Genomic DNA, 16,159 nt, shown 5'->3' with positions numbered 1-16,159 from the left:
TTGAAACATAAATTTTTTATCGCCGCAGTAAGCTTATTTTCAATCATAAATATTAACGCTCAAGAAACTCAGACTACAGAGGTAAAACCTGAATCTGAGAAGAAAGTATATATAAAAGGGAATGCTTTATTTATTCCTATTGGAGTCGTTAATGTAGGAATAGAATATCAAATAAGCAAAAAAATAACTCTACAAGGGGATATTTTAGTTTCTCCATGGAAATCTTTCGCAGGTCATGAAGCTCAAATTTATATGGGAACTGTTGAAGGAAGATATTACTTCAAAGAAGCATTTGCAGGATGGCATGTAGGAGCTAATATCTCTTTTGGTACTTATATTTTACAAAAACCAAACTATTGGAATGACAATGTCTACGTAGATGCTCAAATTGGTACTCCTAGTAAATATATTAACTCTCAATTGTATCAAAAAGGTTATTCTTTCTTATTTGGTATAGAAGGAGGTTATCAATTCAGATTAGCAGAAAATTGGAACATGGATATTTTTGCTGGAATAGGAAGTTCACAGGATTTCTATAAAGGCTATGTACGCGGAACTGGTGAAAGATATGACAGCGCAGACGGTTACAACAGAAGCGGTGAAATCATTCCTTACAGAGGAGGTTTAATGATTTCTTACAGATTAAAGTAAACAACATGAAATTATTAGGAAGAAACCACATCATCATCTCTATTATTACGTTTGCAATACTTTTTCTGATGAATTATTTGGGAAACGAAGAAGCGGATAAGTTGCAACGTGCTTTGATGACAGCTTTAGCAGGAGTAATCGGACTAACGAGGTTTGTTTATTTTAAACAAAGGAAAGGATGATAAAAATCCGCCACAGAATTTTGATTAAGATCAATAGAAATATATAAAAATGTCAACCGTAAAGTTTACAGTTGACATTTTTTTTAATCCTGATAAACAATATATTTCTTTCTTATTTTTTCAAACTTATCTAAATCCGGTTTCCAGGAAGATTTAATTTCTTTCTCTGATCTTCCGCCAACGATTTGTTTTCTCAATTCATCACTTCCCGCTAAAGTATCAAAGAAGAGATTCTTCAGAAAGAAATCCTGTTGTGGGTTTTGATAATTTTTATGTGCTCTGAGCAACCATTCTAAATTCAATTCACGCAAATCTTGACTGTATTCCGAAAGATTTTCCCCATAACACAATTTCCCGTTCAGAAAAGGATCTTTTGCACCGAAATTTGGTTTTGGCGTAAACTGATAAGGCAAAGAAGTCGTCCACGGCGAACCATAAATCTGAAAAGGTAAATCTGTTCCCCTTCCTACAGAAACCTGAGTTCCTTCAAAAAAACATAAACTCGGATATAAATTGATAGATTTATCATTAGGTAAATTCGGAGAAGGTTTATCTAAAAATGCGTACCTTTTTTTCTTATGATAATCCTTCATTTCTATTAAAGTATATTTAGCCTGAACATTATTTTTCAGCCATTTTTCACCGTTTACCATTTTACCGTATTCACCTATTGTTAAACCGTAAACTACGGGAACCTCATGCATTCCTACAAAACTTGTCCATTTTTTCTTTAAAACAGGCCCGTCAATATAACCGTCATGTGGATTTGGCCGGTCTAAAACCATGATTTCAACATTGTTTTCTGCTCCGGCTTCCATTAAATAAGTCAATGTTGAGATATAGGTATAAAACCTCACACCCACATCCTGAATGTCAAATACGACAATATCAATTCCTTTTAACTGTTCAGGTTTTGGTTTTTTATTATTTCCGTAAAGCGAAACAATTGGGATTCCGGTTTTTACATCTACTCCGTTTTTTACTTTTTCTCCAGCATCTGCATCACCCCTGAAGCCATGTTCAGGTGCGAAAATGGTTTTAATTTTCACATTATTTTTAACCAGGAAATCCACAAGGTGCGTTTTATCTTTCAACAAACCGGTCTGATTGGTTACAATTCCTATTGTTTTATTTTTCAAAAGAGGAAGATAAATTTCCGGTTGGTCTGCGCCGGTTCTAAAACCGTCTTTATCTGAAGTCTGAGAATAATATCGACTGAATACTCCTAAAAAAATTAGGCAAATAAGAACTAATGTTTTAATTTTGAAATTTAAATTCATAAGCTTGAAATTTCCATTATATTTCTCCCGAAAAATAGCGTTTTCCAAAGATAACAAAAATAACCTATCCCGGGTTATCATCTTCATCGGCAGACTTTCTGTAGCTTTGGGAATCATCGTATCTTTGATTACCGTTTCTACAGGTTTGGGCTCAAAAAAAGCGATCAAGGAAAGATTGGGTGATTTTAGCGGACATATTACTATAAAATCTACCAAGTCAAATTCTTCTTACAACACCTCGGTTCTTGATCAGGAAGGTCTGAATATTAAAAATATCAAAGCTCTTCCCGATGTGGCTACAGTTCAGCAATATGCAATGGTTACGGGAATTATGCGAAACGAAAATAGCTTTGCGGGAATTATTTTTAAAGGTGTAGATAAGGATTTTGACAGTTTAAGATTTAAAAAGTTTTTAATTGCAGGAAAAACTCCGTTTTTTAGCGGAGAAGGGTATAATAATGGTGTTGTGATTTCGGAAAAAATTGCCAATGATCTGCATCTTAAGGTGAAAGACAGTATTGTTACCATCTTTTCAAAAGCCGATCAGAAGCCGATCTACAGAAACTTTGAGGTAGCCGGAATTTATAAAACCGATATTAAAATGATTGATGACCAGTTCGTCATTGGCGACATTAATCATGTAAGAAGAATTCAGGATATGAAACCAGAAGAAATTGGCGGTCTTGACATTTTTTTTAAAAACATCAACAAAATTGATCAGGATACACCGAAAGTTGAAAAGTTTATCGGATATAAAAATTACGCTGAAAAAGCAACCGATAAATATCCACAGATCAATGACTGGATCGGTCTTTTCGACACCAATATCGGAATTATTATTTCAATTATGCTTTTGGTGGTGATCATTAATATCATTATGGTTTTGCTGATTCTGATCATCGAGAGAACCAATTCTATCGGATTATTAAAAACTTTGGGCGCAACCAACGGACAGATTCGTGCAACATTTATTAACTACACTCTGATCATCATGGTTCCCGGACTATTATACGGAAATGCAATTGGTCTTGGACTTTTACTTGCTCAAAAGTTTTTCGGGATTATTAAATTAAATCCTAAGGATTATTATGTGAGCGTTGTTCCTGTTGATCTAAATCCTTTAATGATTGTTTCAATTTCTGTAGGAATTTTGATCATTTCGGGACTGGCTTTGGTGATTCCTAGTTATCTGATCAGTAAAATTTCTCCGGTGAAAGCGATTAAGTATAATTAGTGAATGGCGAATTGTGAATTGTCAATTTGCTTCGCAGTGAATTTTCTGGTTATTCTAAACTTTTGAATTATGGCTAAATATGTCTTAGCCCGGATTGAGCGGTATGTTTGAGCTCTTTTCTTTGGTTTCTGCGGCGGCATAGCCGCCGCAGAAACCAAAGAAAAAGCGAGTAGCGAAAGCCGGAAAAAGCTCCTAAAAATCATATCACTAATAAATTAGACAAGGATTTACCGATTATTTATCAGCTATTTTGGTGTATTGTAAAATCTGCACTTAAACTAAATTACTTCTAATCATTTATATAGACCATCAATTATTCTGAAAAATGTATCTTTGCGATGCAGAAAAAACATTTATGAAATACGCAGAAAATATACTCGAAACCATAGGAAATACGCCACTTGTGAAACTTAACAAAGTTCTTGGTGAAGATTTCCCGGCATTGGTTTTGGCAAAAGTAGAAACTTTCAATCCCGGAAATTCGGTAAAAGACAGAATGGCGCTGAAAATGATTGAAGACGCCGAAAAAGACGGAAGATTGAAACCAGGAGGAACGATAATCGAAGGAACTTCAGGAAATACAGGGATGGGATTGGCTCTTGCAGCAATCATCAAAGGTTACAAATGTATTTTTGTAACCAATTCTAAACAATCAAAAGAAAAATGCGACATTCTTCGTGCGGTTGGAGCTGAAGTAATTGTTTGCCCGACAGATGTAAAGCCGACTGATCCGCGTTCTTATTATTCAGTTTCAAAAAGATTAGCAAAAGAAACAGAAAACGGATGGTATGTAAACCAATACGATAATTTATCGAACAGAGCCGCTCATTACGAGTCTACTGCGCCTGAAATCTGGGAACAAACGGAAGGAAAACTGACTCACTTTTTGGTTGGAGCAGGAACCGGAGGAACCATTACAGGTTGTGGAATGTTTTTTAAAGAGAAAAATAAAGACATTAAAGTAATCGGAGTTGATACTTATGGCTCGATCTTGAAAGAAATTCACGAAACAGGGGAAATCAATTTGGGAAATGCTTATACGTACATTACGGAAGGAATTGGCGAAGATATTCTTCCTGAAAACTACGACATGTCTGTGATTGATCATTTTGAAAAAGTTACTGATAAAGACGGTGCTGTTTACGCAAGAAAACTGGCAAAAGAAGAAGGAATTTTCTGTGGATATTCTGCAGGAAGTGCGATGGCAGCTTTGGTTCAGATGAAAGATCAGTTTACCAAAGATGATGTGATTGTTGTACTTCTTCACGATCACGGTTCAAGATACGTTGGGAAAATCTACAACGATGAGTGGATGAAAGAAATGGGTTGGTTAGACTAATCAGCTTTCAAACTATAAAACAAAACTCAGAGTAATTTGCTCTGAGTTTTTTATTTATTTGACATTCTTCTGTACTGCTTCTTTAAGGAACTGATAATCTGAATCACTCATTGATTTTCTCGGAAACATATAATTAAATTTCCCTTCCAAGGCAATAAATTTCTCGCCGATTTCCGCCGAAGTAAATTCCGTCCACAAACTTGCTTCTTTTTTATTATTTAAATTAACCTTAAAAACTTTATTATTGAATTTAATCTGGTAAATTTCAGGATTTTCTAAGGTCTTCAAATAAGCAATCACCTCTTTTCTCCATTTTGAAACTTTATTGATTGCTAAAGAAAGATACACTGCACAAAGCAAGAACAAAAAGCTCACAAAATACAGAATTCCGAATTTTTCTTTACTTAAATCATCTTTAAAAATAAAAAGAATCACTAAAATCAAACCTATAACAATGGTCGTAACCGTTTTGCCTTTCGTAGAGGAAGAAAAAAACAAACTTCCTTGATTTCCCGCAAAATATACTTCTTCGAAATCTTTCCTGTTGATATTTAAATTGATGATCTTATCCTGATTCTGATTCATGCTGATTAATTTGTGCCCGTAAAGATAACTTTTTAAGATTTCTCTAATGGATATTTTTAATAGGATTTTATCCTATCCTTCAGAAAATCGTCCTTTCAGGACTCTTTCAATCTCAAACTCAACCTCAACCTTAAAGCTACCCATCCTCATATTTATCATTGATTGCAGAAAGCTTATTCATCAGTTCACGGTTCTTTTGTCTTAAATCGTTCATTTTTTTAAGCATTTCATGAATAACTTCCAATCCCGGAAGATTGATCTCTAAGTCATAATGCCAATTGGCAAATCTTTCGAAGTAGGGTAAATCTTCATACATCAGGTAACGAGTTTCATTTTCTGTTTGAACATTCAGCAAACCGGAATTAACCAGCTCATCAAAAAAAGTGATTTCAACTTTGTATATTTTTACGAGTTCTTCTCGCGATATTCTTTCACTCATGGCTTAGGAATTTTTAAGTTGTTCAAAAAGTTCTTTCTGCTTAGCCGTAAGATTTGTTGGCAATTTTACTTCGTAAGTCACAAACAGGTCACCAAATTCCCCTTCTTTTTTATAGACGGGAAAACCTTTACCTTTCAATCTCACAGTTGTCCCGTTTTGGGTTTCAGGCTTTACTTTCAGATTAACGCTTCCGTCCAAAGTATTCACTTCAACATCGCCACCTAAAACTGCAGTATACAAATCAATAACAACTTTTGTTTTTAAATCATTTCCAGTTCTTTCAAAATTCGGATCTGCTATAATATTAAAGGTGATGTATAAATCTCCGTTCGGACCGCCATTAAAGCCTGGATTTCCGTGACCTTTCAATTTTATCTGTTGCCCATCATACACTCCTGCAGGAATTGTAATTCTTACTTTTTTACCATTAATTTCAAATGTTTGCGGATGCGTTGTAGCCGCATCTTTTAAGTTTAAATTCAACTCTGCGTGCACATCCTGTCCTTTAAATTTTCCTGAAGCACTTCCTCTCGAGCTTCTTCCGAAACCTCCTCCCCCTCCACCAAACATATTTTGGAAGAAATCGGAAAAATCTTCACCTTCCCCAAAGTCAGCTCCGGAAAATCCGCCTCCGAAGTTTCCGCTTTGGCTTTGATACTGCCTTTGCTGTTGTTGAGCTTTTTCGTATTCTTCACCATGCTTCCAGTTTTCGCCGTATTTATCATACTTTGTACGGTTTTCAACATTGCTGAGAACTTCATTGGCTTCATTCAGTTCTTTAAACTTCTTTTCCGCTTCTTTATCATCGGGGTTCAAGTCAGGATGCAGTTTTCGTGCTAATTTTCGATATGCCTTTTTGATATCATCCTGTGATGCGTTTTTGTCTACGCCTAAAATTTTATAATAATCTATATAAGCCATAGAAACAATTTTCCATAAGATCAACAAATTTGAGACCGAAATTGTCTGTTTAAATATTAAAAAATTAAATCTATCTTTGATAAAAATAACCATGAAAGAAGTCTTAAAAAACTATTCGGGAATCATTCTTCTTCTTTTGGGAATCACCATTGGAAGCCTTATCGGAATCTTTTTACCGGAAGTAGTTTCTTATATCAAACCTTTAGGTGACATTTTTCTGAATCTTCTTTTTGTAAGTGTTGTTCCGCTGGTATTTTTTGCGGTTTCTAATTCTATAGCTTCTCTCGAACAGGACTCAAAATTTGGGAAGATCCTGTTGGTGATGTCTTTTACGTTTCTCTTATTCATACTCATTGCTGCAGTTTTTACAATTGGTGCAGTTTATCTTTTCCCGGTTTCTTCGATCTCTGGAAGTTCGGAACTGATTGCGGAAGCAACTAAAGAAGAAAACTGGAGCGACCGGATTGTAAGCTTTTTCACGGTGGGAGAATTTACCGAACTGTTTTCAAGGAAAAATATGTTGGCTTTGCTCATTTTCGCATTCCTGACTGGTTTTGCAGCGCGAAAAGCAGGAGAAAGTGGCAAACCTTTCAGAGTTTTTATTGCTTCCGGATATGAGGTGATGAAAGAGTTGCTTTTAATGATTATGAAAATTGCTCCGATTGGTTTGGGCGCTTATTTTGCCTTTCAGGTTGCCACACTTGGACCTCAGCTTTTCGGATTTTATGCAAAGCCTCTCGGTTTGTATTATATTGCAGGAATTGTTTACTTCTTTGTGTTTTTTACGCTGTATGCTTTCATGGCAAACGGACAAAACGGAATTAAAAGCTTCTGGAAACATGCTACCTACCCAACATTAACAGCGTTGAGTACCTGCAGCAGCTTTGCCACGATGCCATCCAATTTGGTGGCGGCTTCAAAAATTGGTATTCCGAGTCAGATTGCCAATTTGGTTATTCCGATTGGGACAACACTGCATAAAAATGGCTCGTCGATGTCGTCAATTATTAAAATTTATGTAGCATTTCAGATTATCGGAAGAGATTTTTTTGAACCGTCGAATCTTCTTTTGGCTTTAGGAATCACTGTTTTTGTAAGCATTGTCGCAGGCGGAATTCCCAATGGCGGATATATTGGAGAAATGCTGATGATTTCTGTTTACAATCTGCCGCAGGAAGCCGTTCCTGCCGTTATCATCATCGGAACATTGGTTGATCCTTTGGCAACAGTTTTAAATGCAGTTGGTGATATTGTCGCAGCAATGTTTGTAAATCGGTTTGTGAAGGTTTGATTTTTTTTAGTTTAAATAAAAAAACACTTCAGATGAAGTGCTTTTTTATCACTTTAACCTTTATAACCATAATATCTCGCTCCTTTCAACACAGGATTCTCCAGTTCTACAGATTGCAAACCAAATCCTTTGTAATCCGGGTTTACAGAATGTTCCAACTGTTTTCTGTGAAGTTTTTCGTAGGTATCAAAATCAATAGCCAAACGGTGTTTCAGATTTTCAAATAAATTCCATTTTTCAACAACTTTTTTCCAGTTTTCTGAAACTTTTCCGGCAAAAACTTTAGATTTCGAGCCACTACCGTATCCTAAAAACCCAATCTCATTACCTGCTAATTCTTCATTTTCATTAAACGAAGTTTGCATGGCAGAAAGCAAAGCCATAAAAATCGAAGCCGTGTACATATTTCCTATTTCTGATGAAGCACGTTGAGATTTCTCTATTTTTTTATTGATAAAATTAAGATAATCCTCAGATTTAGCCACAGTTTTCTGTTCATCCTGAGTTTCATAAGAAAGTCCATTTTCCAGGCTATAGATCTCTGTAAAAACTCTTTTCCCATGAAAAGCATACGGAAGGTGGAAAATAAGGTATTTCCAGTCTTCATAAGGTTTATCTCTCTTTGTAATTTCTTTATAATGGTTATAAGCTTCTCTTATCCTGTCCTGATAGCACTGATTGGAATATTGCCCATCGAAAACAGGTTCATCTGTAAAAATCTCAATTTTATCAGGGAAATTTTCCGGAGAATTTTCTAAATCTTCTTTTTTGAATTGACGTCTTGGCTTGAAAAAATCAAAAACACTTTCTGTGGCAACTCCCCAATTGTTTTCAATTTCAATTAAATCAGGTTTTGCAGAAACCAATAAAGCAACAGCACCTCCACCCTGAGTATATTCGCCGGAAGAAGCCAGTTCGTATTTTGCATAATCACTTGCAATCACGATTGCTTTCTTTTCAGGATTTACCCTCACAAAATCTAATGAATTGTGAAGTGCATCAACTGCACCAATACAGGCAAAAGTCATATCTACAACATCACAATTTTTAAAACATCTTTCGCCAAATTCTGTTTCCAAAACTTTTTCTGCCATTTGCATCGCGTAAGAAGCTGTTGGTTTTGCGGCATCGATTGCACTTTCTGTTCCTAAGTAAATTCTAGATATTTCTTTTGGATTTAAGTTATAATCTTTTATCAGCTTTAGTAAAGCTTCAGCAGCAAATGTTGCAGCATCCTCATGAACATCGGGAAATCCCATTTTATGCAGTCCTAGTCCTTTTTCCAGTTTTGCAGGTTCGATTCCTCTTTTTTCTGCTAAATCTTTAATTTCCAAATACAAAGAAGGCACATAATAGCTTGCTGCCTCAATTCCAAAACCCATAATCGTTAAATTTTAAACTAATTTATAAAAGATTATACAAAAAATCACTGATGATTACATTAATTTTTAATGATTAAACAAAAAAGCATCCCTGACGAGATGCTTTAAGATGAATATCTGATTTGATTAAATTTTAATTGTCTTATTTCTTGATCATTTTAAAGGATTCTGTACCGCGATCAGTTTTTCCACTAACGATATAGGTTCCGCTTGCCAAAGAAGAAACATTAATTCTACCTTCATTCGCGCCTGCTTCATATTGATCCACTTTTTGACCTGAAATATTATAGATAGAAATTTCATGAACCTTCTCGTTGCTCTTATAATTTAAAACATCCTGAACAGGGTTAGGATAATAGCTGATTGCCGATTTTGTCGGTTTTTGAAGATCTTTAACAGCTAAATTACTACCAGAAACTACTACTGCATCTACCAAAGTAGAATATCCGTAATCTGTTTCACATTCGATAGCAATCTGGTACGTTGTCGGTGGAATACCGATAGATCCTGATGAAGTCCATGCAGTAATATCAGAATGGAATTCTGCAATCTGTACCCAAGCTGAAGTTGTTGACGTTCTGTAAAAAACTCTCAGCCAATTCTGATCAGGGCTCCAATAAGGATTAATATAATAAAAACTTACGGTAGGACTTGTAACAGCCGATAAGTTCAAAGGAGGGCTTACCAATTTGGTCTTGTCAAAATCATGAGAAGTTCCGGGATAATTTGCAAATTTTGTTCCTTGATAAGCTGTAACACCCCAACTTCCTGTGCTTGCGGAAGTTGCAAATGTCCAGGACATATTGTTTAATTCATAAATTTGAGTCCAGTCTGCTCTTGTGGGAGAATTGTCTTCAAAAGTTTCAGTCCAGGGAAATGTCGTAATCTGTGCATTTGCAAAAACACCTGTAGCAACAGCTATTGCAAATAATAAAGGCTTTATTGTAAAACCAAAAAATATTTTTGTTTTCATAATTATTATAATTTAAGTTATTTTAATATCAAATATATAAATAATATTTTTTTAAATTATCAAATAAATAACATTTTAAACAATACGTTAAAAAATTAATTTTCATAAAGTAATATTAGAACCAAAAAAAACCGCTGCTTTCACAACGGTTTTAATTATAATTTTTTTTAAAACTATTTAAAATTTTCGATAGCCTTATTAATTGCATCAATCTGCGAATTGATACTTGCCGCTTTCTGAGGATTTTGTTTAAGGAGTTCCATTTTTTTGTTTAATCCTTCTTTCAGCATTTGGGTAATCATCATTTTCACTTGAGGATTGTCTCCCATCTGACCTTTTGCCTGTCCCAAAATCTTTGTAATACTTTCTGTAGCTTTCAGATTATCGGAAGTCATAATCCAGTTGTAGCCTTCTTCAGCAACTTTCCCCAATTCGGGATCCTGGAATTTCACAAAAGGATAAAAAGCTACAACAGGAGCTAAATTAGCCATTTGAGAAGTCACCTTATTTTTAACCACAACAGGTAAAAGCTGATTCAGCATTTCTTCTGAAGCATCCTGTAAATCTATTTTATCGGCAAATGTATTGGCTTTTGACGGGTCTACAGAAATAATAGCAGCCAAAGAATTTACCTTTACCGAATTGGAAACTGCATTTAATCCTTTTTCAAAAATTGCCACATATTTTTTGTCTTTGGTTTTCGCTAAGGCGGCAATTGCAGCTCCCTGAACCAATGTTTTTGGATCATTTACGGCTAATTTTTCAACGTCTCCGGCTAAAGTTTTCGCTTGTTCGGGAATACTTAAATCCATTAATTCCAAAGCTTTAATTCTGATTCTGAAAAAAGAATCTTTTAAAGCGGCAGACAATAATTTTGTGGCAGCAGGATTTTTACCTACCTGATCTTTGATACCGTTCAGCGCATTGTATTTGCTCTTAAATTCCTTAGAATTGGTAAATTGAAGAAGATTTTGTTCCGGTGTTTTAGAATCGGTAATATCGGCAAGTAAAATTCCGTCGGCATTTATATTAATTAAATCCGGGTTTTTAGACGAATCAAATGTAAATGTATTTTTTGCAGCAGCATTTGCCCAAACATTGTATCTTTTAGGTTTACCATTATCATACACATCAATTGCCAAAGGAAATTCGAACGGAAGATCCTGTGACTGATTCAAAGTAACGGTAATCTGTTTTTTTACTGGTTCAAATGATGTAGTATAACTCAATTTCGGGTTTCCGCTTCCGAAATACCATTGATTGAAGAACCAGTTTAAATCTTTTCCTGAAACTTTCTCGAATGATAGTCTAAGCTGATGCGCTTCGGCATTTTTGTATTCGTTGGTTTTAAGATAGTCTGTGATTCCTGCAAAAAATGCATCATCACCAAGATAATTTCTCAGCATGTGCAGAATTCCGCCTCCTTTCTGATACGTAACAAGATCGAAAACATCTTCGCGAGAACTGTAGTCAAACCGTACCAGATTCTTTTTGAAATCTCCAGGATTATGGATGTAATGACCTACATCTTCCATCTGATGATAATCTGCCTGATCTTTTCCGTATTTATACTCGTTCCAAAGGTATTCTGAGTAATTGGCAAAAGATTCGTTCACCGTTAAATTACTCCAGCTTTCTGCGGTAACCAGATCTCCAAACCAATGGTGGAATAATTCGTGAGCGATCGTATCTTCCCATTTATTTTCATCGATCAACTGACCTGGTTTTTGTAAAATATCGCTTCCGTGAAGCGTTGCTGTTGTATTTTCCATTGCGCCGCTAACGTAATCTCTTCCCGAAATCTGTGCATATTTCGCCCAGGGATAATCATAACCCAGTTTTTTAGAGAAAAAATCGATCATTTCAGGAGTATTTCCGTAGATCTGCTTTGCGTAAGGCTCATATTCTTTTTCGATATAATAATCTACCGGAATATTTTTCCATTTATCTTTTACAACCGCGTATTCACCAACTCCCATAAAGAAAAGGTAAGTTGAATGTCTTTTATCCATCACCCAATGATCTGTTCTTTCGCCGTTGGATTCTTTTTTTGATTCTTTTAAAATTCCGTTTGAAAGCGTAACGTATTTATCAGGAACGGTCATAAAGATTTCCTGTGTTGTTTTCTGATTGGGTTTATCAATAGTCGGAAACCAGGCTGAAGAAGATTCTGTTTCACCCTGAGTCCAGATTTGTGTTGGCTTATCCGGATCCTGACCTTGTGCATTAATAAAATAAAGTCCTTTCGCATCATTGATTGCGGCACTTCCCTCTTGTTTTACTTCATTCGGACGAGAGGTGTATTTAATGTAAACTGTATAATCCTGATTTCTGGTATATGTTTTATCTAAAGTGATTTTTAAGATATCATTTTTATAGTCATATTTCAACGGCGATTTTTTACCATTCTGATCCAAAGCCACCTCGTGAATCAACATTCCTTTTGCATCAAGCGTCAATTCGTTTGTCGCATAGAAGTATGGCGAAGCGGTAAGCCATTCTTCCCCATTCATCTGTTCTTTCTGATAATCAAAATTGACTTTCAGTTTGGTATGCTTTAATTCTGTAAGTTTGGTATGGGTAGCTCTGTAAACTTCGTTTCTTCCGGAAGTCTCAGTTTGTGCAGATACATTTGCGGAGAATAAAACTCCGAGTATTGCAATTGATAAAATCGCCTTTCTCATTATTAATTATTTACACAGCATTCAGAAACTATCAGGAAAACCTAATGTTTATTCTGAAGCCTATTTTATTATTTTAAGATTATTTTTTGATCAGAATGTCAAATATATCATTGACTAATGTTTCGTAGTCACCTTTCTTGAGCTGTTCTTTTGTTTTCGCAAAAGCTTTCTTCAGTTCACTTTCCGGATTTTCATCGTCGATAACTTCAATATCATTAACACCTTTCACCTGAAGCAAAAGTTCTTTCAGTTTTTCGACATCCGTATTTTCTTCGATATTGATTTTAAGTGATTTCATAGTAGATAGGTAGGAATTCAGGACTGAAAGTTACAAAAAAAGTGAAGTTTTGCGCTTCACTTAGTCTTTATTAAGTAGTCTTATTAAATTGTCAGGGTTGCCTTTTGATGGTAGAAATAAAAGAATTTCAACAGAATCAATTTGAATATCAAAATATACTTTCACCTGTTTCTTTCCCAATAATGCAAATCGTAATTTACTATCAGAATCAATTTTAGGATACGAAATTATTTTATCACTTAATGATTGTTTAAATTTCTCAAGATCTTCTTTAAACAAATATAATTCTTTATCATTCCAGCGATGGTTCAAAAAATCAATTATTTCCTGAAGACTTTTAATCGCATTTTTTGAAAAAACTATTTTCATTTTTTACTAAAAATCGAATCAATTAATTCTTGCGAAAATTCTTCGTGTTCCCCATTTTTAATCTCATTTCTGCTTTGTTCAATTAATTGTTTAAACTCATCAGAGTTCTCAATTTTACTCCAAGAATAAGTTACGTCTTCATCAGTTTCTACGCTTACAACTCCTTTTACTTTTGAAAGAAGTTTTTTAATGTAAGAAACATCTGCATATTCGTTAATATTAATTCTAATTTCCATACTTACAGCATTTTAACCAAAGTTAATGATTAAATTTTAAAAATCAAATCGCTACAGGTGCTTTAATTCCCGGATGCGGATCATAATTTTCCAACGTAAAATCTTCAAAATCAAAATCGAAAATATTTTTGATTTCAGGATTTATTTTCATTGTAGGTAAAGCTCTTGGTTCTCTTGAAAGCTGTCTCTGTACCTGCTCAAAATGATTGTTGTAAATATGAACATCTCCAAAAGTATGAACATAATCGCCCACTTCCAGACCGGTAACCTGTGCAACCATCATCAATAAAAGCGCATAGCTTGCAATATTGAAAGGAACCCCCAGAAAAACATCTGCACTTCTTTGGTATAGCTGAAGCGATAATTTTCCGTCTGCAACATAAAACTGAAACAAAGCATGACAAGGTGCTAAAGCCATGTTTGGAATTTCCGCAGCATTCCATGCAGAAACGATCAATCTACGAGAATCCGGATTTTTTTTGATCTGCTCGATGACTTCAGAAAACTGGTCAACCACTTTTCCGTCTGCACCACTCCAACTTCTCCATTGTGCACCATAAACCGGACCTAAATCTCCGTTTTCATCTGCCCACTCGTTCCAGATTGAAACACCGTTATCCGTAAGATATTTGATGTTCGTATCTCCTTTGATGAACCAAAGCAATTCATAAATAATAGATTTCAAATGAACTTTTTTAGTCGTAACCAAAGGGAAACCTTTAGACAAATCATATCGTAACTGGTAGCCAAAAACACTGCGTGTTCCTGTTCCTGTTCTGTCTGTCTTATCGGTTCCGTTATCTAAAATATGCTGAAGTAAATCGAGGTAGTTTTGCATTTTGAGGCGAATAATTGTGAATACAAAATAAAGAATTTTAAAATTAAAAATCAGTTAAAAACAGAAATATTAGTGATAGAAAAAAAGCATCCATGAAATCATGAATGCTTTTTTTTAATTTAATTCTATATAATACTTAAACAGCAGTATAACCTCCATCAACAAGATAGTAACCTCCGGTCATAAAAGAAGATTTGTCTGAGCTTAGAAATAAAACTAGTTCTGCAACTTCTTCCGATTTCCCGAGTCTTCCCATCGGATGTTTTGCAATTAAAGCTTTTTTGTGTTCTTCATCAAGCTGATTAAGCAGCGGAGTATCAATATAACCAGGACCTACCGCGTTACAACGGATATTTTTCTGTCCGTACTCTGCACCAATATTTTTTGTTAGTCCAACAACCGCATGTTTTGTAGAAGTGTAAGCTGAAGAAAGTGGCGCTGCAACCGTTCCGTGGATGGATGCAATGTTGACAATAACACCGCCGCCATTTTTTTCCATTTGTGTCAGTTCATATTTACAGCCATAGAAAACGCCATCCAAATTGATGTCGATTACCTTTTTCCAGCCATCCAAAGTATAGTCTCCGGTTGGATTGGCTTCTCCTCCGATTCCTGCATTGTTGCAGGCAATGTCTAATCTTCCGTAAGTTTCAACAGTTTTGGTAATAAGTGCTTCAACCTGTTCGGGATTTGAAGTATCTGCTTTTACGAAAGTTGCTTCACCGCCTTGCGATTTGATTTCTTCAACAGCTGATTTTCCGTGTTCTTCGTTGATGTCTGAAACGATAACTTTTGCGCCTTCTTTAGCGTATAATTTTGCAATGGCAAGTCCTATTCCTGAACCTGCACCTGTAACCAATGCTACTTTATTGTCTAAAATTTTCATAATAAATGTATATTAATTATGATTTTTAAACTGCAAAAAAGATGCAAATCGGTTTTAATAACAGTTAATTATTTCATAAATGTTTCTTTTTGAAGCAATAATATTTTTGAAACTAATTCCCGTTTAAATCATTCGATCGAAATAATCTTTTGACTGATATTGTTTAAAGAAAAACTTTCGTTTATAATTTTCCCATGCATTGCTTTTGCCAAAGGAGATTCGGGAGAGATGCAGATTATTTTTTGATTTTCAAAAATGATTTCGCCTAATGAGACAGAAATATAAAATAGTCCTTTTTCGGTTTTCACAATTGCTCCCTTTTCTACTTTATCGGAGGGTTTCACTATAATATTTTTCAAGAAATCCTGCTGTTTCAGCACTTCATTTAGCTGTCCTTGAAGATTATTGATCTCCTGCTGAAGCATCTCTCTTCCTGTTTCGTATTTATCACCCATTGAGCTTTTTGTATCATTATTTGAAGCACGGGTCTCAGCAATAAGCTTCTCGAAATTTTTGATTTTTTCTGAAAGCTTTTCTTTGATAATATTGATGAGTGAAAATTTGTTCATAT

Annotated in this window: 18 protein-coding genes; 5 read left to right on the top strand and 13 right to left on the bottom strand. The window is 35.0% G+C overall.

Features of this window, described 5'->3' with window-relative positions; genetic code table 11:
- Both BM371_RS10945 and BM371_RS20560 read left to right on the top strand, forming a co-directional pair.
- On the top strand, positions 1-651 hold the full coding sequence (locus BM371_RS10945) for a DUF3575 domain-containing protein (protein WP_034674199.1): 651 nt from the start codon (positions 1-3) through the stop codon (positions 649-651).
- A gap of 5 nt (positions 652-656) precedes the next feature.
- The gene (locus BM371_RS20560) at positions 657-833 is read left to right on the top strand and encodes a hypothetical protein (protein WP_165571767.1); all 177 of its coding nucleotides are present in this window, start codon (positions 657-659) and stop codon (positions 831-833) included.
- 83 nt (positions 834-916) lie between these two features.
- On the opposite strand, the gene BM371_RS10935 is transcribed toward BM371_RS20560, so the two are convergent.
- The gene (locus tag BM371_RS10935) at positions 917-2,113 is read right to left on the bottom strand and encodes an exo-beta-N-acetylmuramidase NamZ family protein (RefSeq protein ID WP_034674197.1); all 1,197 of its coding nucleotides are present in this window, start codon (positions 2,111-2,113) and stop codon (positions 917-919) included.
- A gap of 4 nt (positions 2,114-2,117) precedes the next feature.
- On the opposite strand from BM371_RS10935, the gene BM371_RS10930 reads away from it, so the two are divergent.
- Together BM371_RS10930 and BM371_RS10925 are read left to right on the top strand one after the other, a co-directional pair.
- Positions 2,118-3,347 (top strand): ABC transporter permease, encoded by a 1,230-nt coding sequence (locus BM371_RS10930; RefSeq protein ID WP_034677107.1) that lies wholly within the window; start codon positions 2,118-2,120, stop codon positions 3,345-3,347.
- 355 nt (positions 3,348-3,702) lie between these two features.
- Positions 3,703-4,686: a PLP-dependent cysteine synthase family protein gene (locus BM371_RS10925; RefSeq protein WP_034677106.1), complete on the top strand. Its 984-nt coding sequence runs from the start codon at positions 3,703-3,705 to the stop codon at positions 4,684-4,686.
- A gap of 54 nt (positions 4,687-4,740) precedes the next feature.
- Here BM371_RS10925 and BM371_RS10920 read toward each other — a convergent pair whose 3' ends face one another.
- The 3 genes from BM371_RS10920 to BM371_RS10910 form a co-directional block, all read right to left on the bottom strand.
- Positions 4,741-5,271, bottom strand: coding sequence for a hypothetical protein (locus BM371_RS10920; RefSeq protein WP_034674195.1), 531 nt, complete (start codon positions 5,269-5,271; stop codon positions 4,741-4,743).
- A 136-nt stretch (positions 5,272-5,407) separates the two neighbouring features.
- Positions 5,408-5,710, bottom strand: a complete 303-nt coding sequence (locus BM371_RS10915; protein WP_034674193.1) for a chaperone modulator CbpM — start codon at positions 5,708-5,710, stop codon at positions 5,408-5,410.
- Positions 5,711-5,713: 3 nt separating this feature from the next.
- Entirely contained in the window at positions 5,714-6,631 is a 918-nt protein-coding gene (locus BM371_RS10910) for a DnaJ C-terminal domain-containing protein (protein WP_034677105.1), read from the bottom strand.
- Between the two features lie 91 nt (positions 6,632-6,722).
- On the opposite strand from BM371_RS10910, the gene BM371_RS10905 reads away from it, so the two are divergent.
- Positions 6,723-7,922, top strand: a complete 1,200-nt coding sequence (locus BM371_RS10905) for a dicarboxylate/amino acid:cation symporter (protein ID WP_034674191.1) — start codon at positions 6,723-6,725, stop codon at positions 7,920-7,922.
- 53 nt (positions 7,923-7,975) lie between these two features.
- On the opposite strand, the gene BM371_RS10900 is transcribed toward BM371_RS10905, so the two are convergent.
- The 9 genes from BM371_RS10900 to BM371_RS10860 form a co-directional block, all read right to left on the bottom strand.
- Positions 7,976-9,304 carry a hydroxymethylglutaryl-CoA synthase family protein gene (locus BM371_RS10900; protein ID WP_034674189.1) on the bottom strand — a complete coding sequence of 443 codons (1,329 nt, stop codon included), beginning with the start codon at positions 9,302-9,304 and terminating at the stop codon, positions 7,976-7,978.
- A 142-nt stretch (positions 9,305-9,446) separates the two neighbouring features.
- Entirely contained in the window at positions 9,447-10,277 is an 831-nt protein-coding gene (locus BM371_RS10895; protein ID WP_034674187.1) for a T9SS type A sorting domain-containing protein, read from the bottom strand.
- A 173-nt stretch (positions 10,278-10,450) separates the two neighbouring features.
- Entirely contained in the window at positions 10,451-12,961 is a 2,511-nt protein-coding gene (locus BM371_RS10890; RefSeq protein WP_034674185.1) for a M1 family metallopeptidase, read from the bottom strand.
- A gap of 79 nt (positions 12,962-13,040) precedes the next feature.
- Positions 13,041-13,259 (bottom strand): hypothetical protein, encoded by a 219-nt coding sequence (locus tag BM371_RS10885; RefSeq protein WP_034674184.1) that lies wholly within the window; start codon positions 13,257-13,259, stop codon positions 13,041-13,043.
- 60 nt (positions 13,260-13,319) lie between these two features.
- Positions 13,320-13,628, bottom strand: coding sequence for a hypothetical protein (locus BM371_RS10880; protein WP_034674183.1), 309 nt, complete (start codon positions 13,626-13,628; stop codon positions 13,320-13,322).
- The gene (locus BM371_RS10875) at positions 13,625-13,864 is read right to left on the bottom strand and encodes a hypothetical protein (protein ID WP_034674181.1); all 240 of its coding nucleotides are present in this window, start codon (positions 13,862-13,864) and stop codon (positions 13,625-13,627) included. Before BM371_RS10875 ends, BM371_RS10880 begins: the two co-directional genes overlap by 4 nt.
- Positions 13,865-13,907: 43 nt before the next feature.
- Positions 13,908-14,702, bottom strand: coding sequence for a thymidylate synthase (locus tag BM371_RS10870; RefSeq protein WP_034674180.1), 795 nt, complete (start codon positions 14,700-14,702; stop codon positions 13,908-13,910).
- Between the two features lie 136 nt (positions 14,703-14,838).
- On the bottom strand, positions 14,839-15,588 hold the full coding sequence (locus tag BM371_RS10865; protein ID WP_034674178.1) for an SDR family NAD(P)-dependent oxidoreductase: 750 nt from the start codon (positions 15,586-15,588) through the stop codon (positions 14,839-14,841).
- A gap of 128 nt (positions 15,589-15,716) precedes the next feature.
- Positions 15,717-16,157 (bottom strand): hypothetical protein, encoded by a 441-nt coding sequence (locus BM371_RS10860; protein WP_034674176.1) that lies wholly within the window; start codon positions 16,155-16,157, stop codon positions 15,717-15,719.
- Between the last annotated feature and the right edge of the window lie 2 nt (positions 16,158-16,159).

The sequence above is a fragment of the Chryseobacterium formosense genome, assembly GCF_900116415.1.
GTDB classification, from domain to species: Bacteria; Bacteroidota; Bacteroidia; order Flavobacteriales; family Weeksellaceae; genus Chryseobacterium; species Chryseobacterium formosense.
This window is presented reverse-complemented; position numbering and strand designations above follow the sequence as displayed.

Excerpts from the sequence above, each read along its gene's own strand:
- BM371_RS10865 (WP_034674178.1), bottom strand. The coding sequence starts at position 15,588 with ATGAAAATTTTAGACAATAAAGTAGCATTGGTTACAGGTGCAGGTTCA.
- BM371_RS10890 (WP_034674185.1), bottom strand. The coding sequence starts at position 12,961 with ATGAGAAAGGCGATTTTATCAATTGCAATACTCGGAGTTTTATTCTCC.
- BM371_RS10880 (WP_034674183.1), bottom strand. The coding sequence starts at position 13,628 with ATGAAAATAGTTTTTTCAAAAAATGCGATTAAAAGTCTTCAGGAAATA.
- BM371_RS10925 (WP_034677106.1), top strand. The coding sequence starts at position 3,703 with ATGAAATACGCAGAAAATATACTCGAAACCATAGGAAATACGCCACTT.
- BM371_RS10875 (WP_034674181.1), bottom strand. The coding sequence starts at position 13,864 with ATGGAAATTAGAATTAATATTAACGAATATGCAGATGTTTCTTACATT.
- BM371_RS10905 (WP_034674191.1), top strand. The coding sequence starts at position 6,723 with ATGAAAGAAGTCTTAAAAAACTATTCGGGAATCATTCTTCTTCTTTTG.
- BM371_RS10900 (WP_034674189.1), bottom strand. The coding sequence starts at position 9,304 with ATGGGTTTTGGAATTGAGGCAGCAAGCTATTATGTGCCTTCTTTGTAT.
- BM371_RS10860 (WP_034674176.1), bottom strand. The coding sequence starts at position 16,157 with ATGAACAAATTTTCACTCATCAATATTATCAAAGAAAAGCTTTCAGAA.
- BM371_RS10920 (WP_034674195.1), bottom strand. The coding sequence starts at position 5,271 with ATGAATCAGAATCAGGATAAGATCATCAATTTAAATATCAACAGGAAA.
- BM371_RS10915 (WP_034674193.1), bottom strand. The coding sequence starts at position 5,710 with ATGAGTGAAAGAATATCGCGAGAAGAACTCGTAAAAATATACAAAGTT.
- BM371_RS20560 (WP_165571767.1), top strand. The coding sequence starts at position 657 with ATGAAATTATTAGGAAGAAACCACATCATCATCTCTATTATTACGTTT.
- BM371_RS10910 (WP_034677105.1), bottom strand. The coding sequence starts at position 6,631 with ATGGCTTATATAGATTATTATAAAATTTTAGGCGTAGACAAAAACGCA.
- BM371_RS10935 (WP_034674197.1), bottom strand. The coding sequence starts at position 2,113 with ATGAATTTAAATTTCAAAATTAAAACATTAGTTCTTATTTGCCTAATT.
- BM371_RS10870 (WP_034674180.1), bottom strand. The coding sequence starts at position 14,702 with ATGCAAAACTACCTCGATTTACTTCAGCATATTTTAGATAACGGAACC.
- BM371_RS10895 (WP_034674187.1), bottom strand. The coding sequence starts at position 10,277 with ATGAAAACAAAAATATTTTTTGGTTTTACAATAAAGCCTTTATTATTT.
- BM371_RS10885 (WP_034674184.1), bottom strand. The coding sequence starts at position 13,259 with ATGAAATCACTTAAAATCAATATCGAAGAAAATACGGATGTCGAAAAA.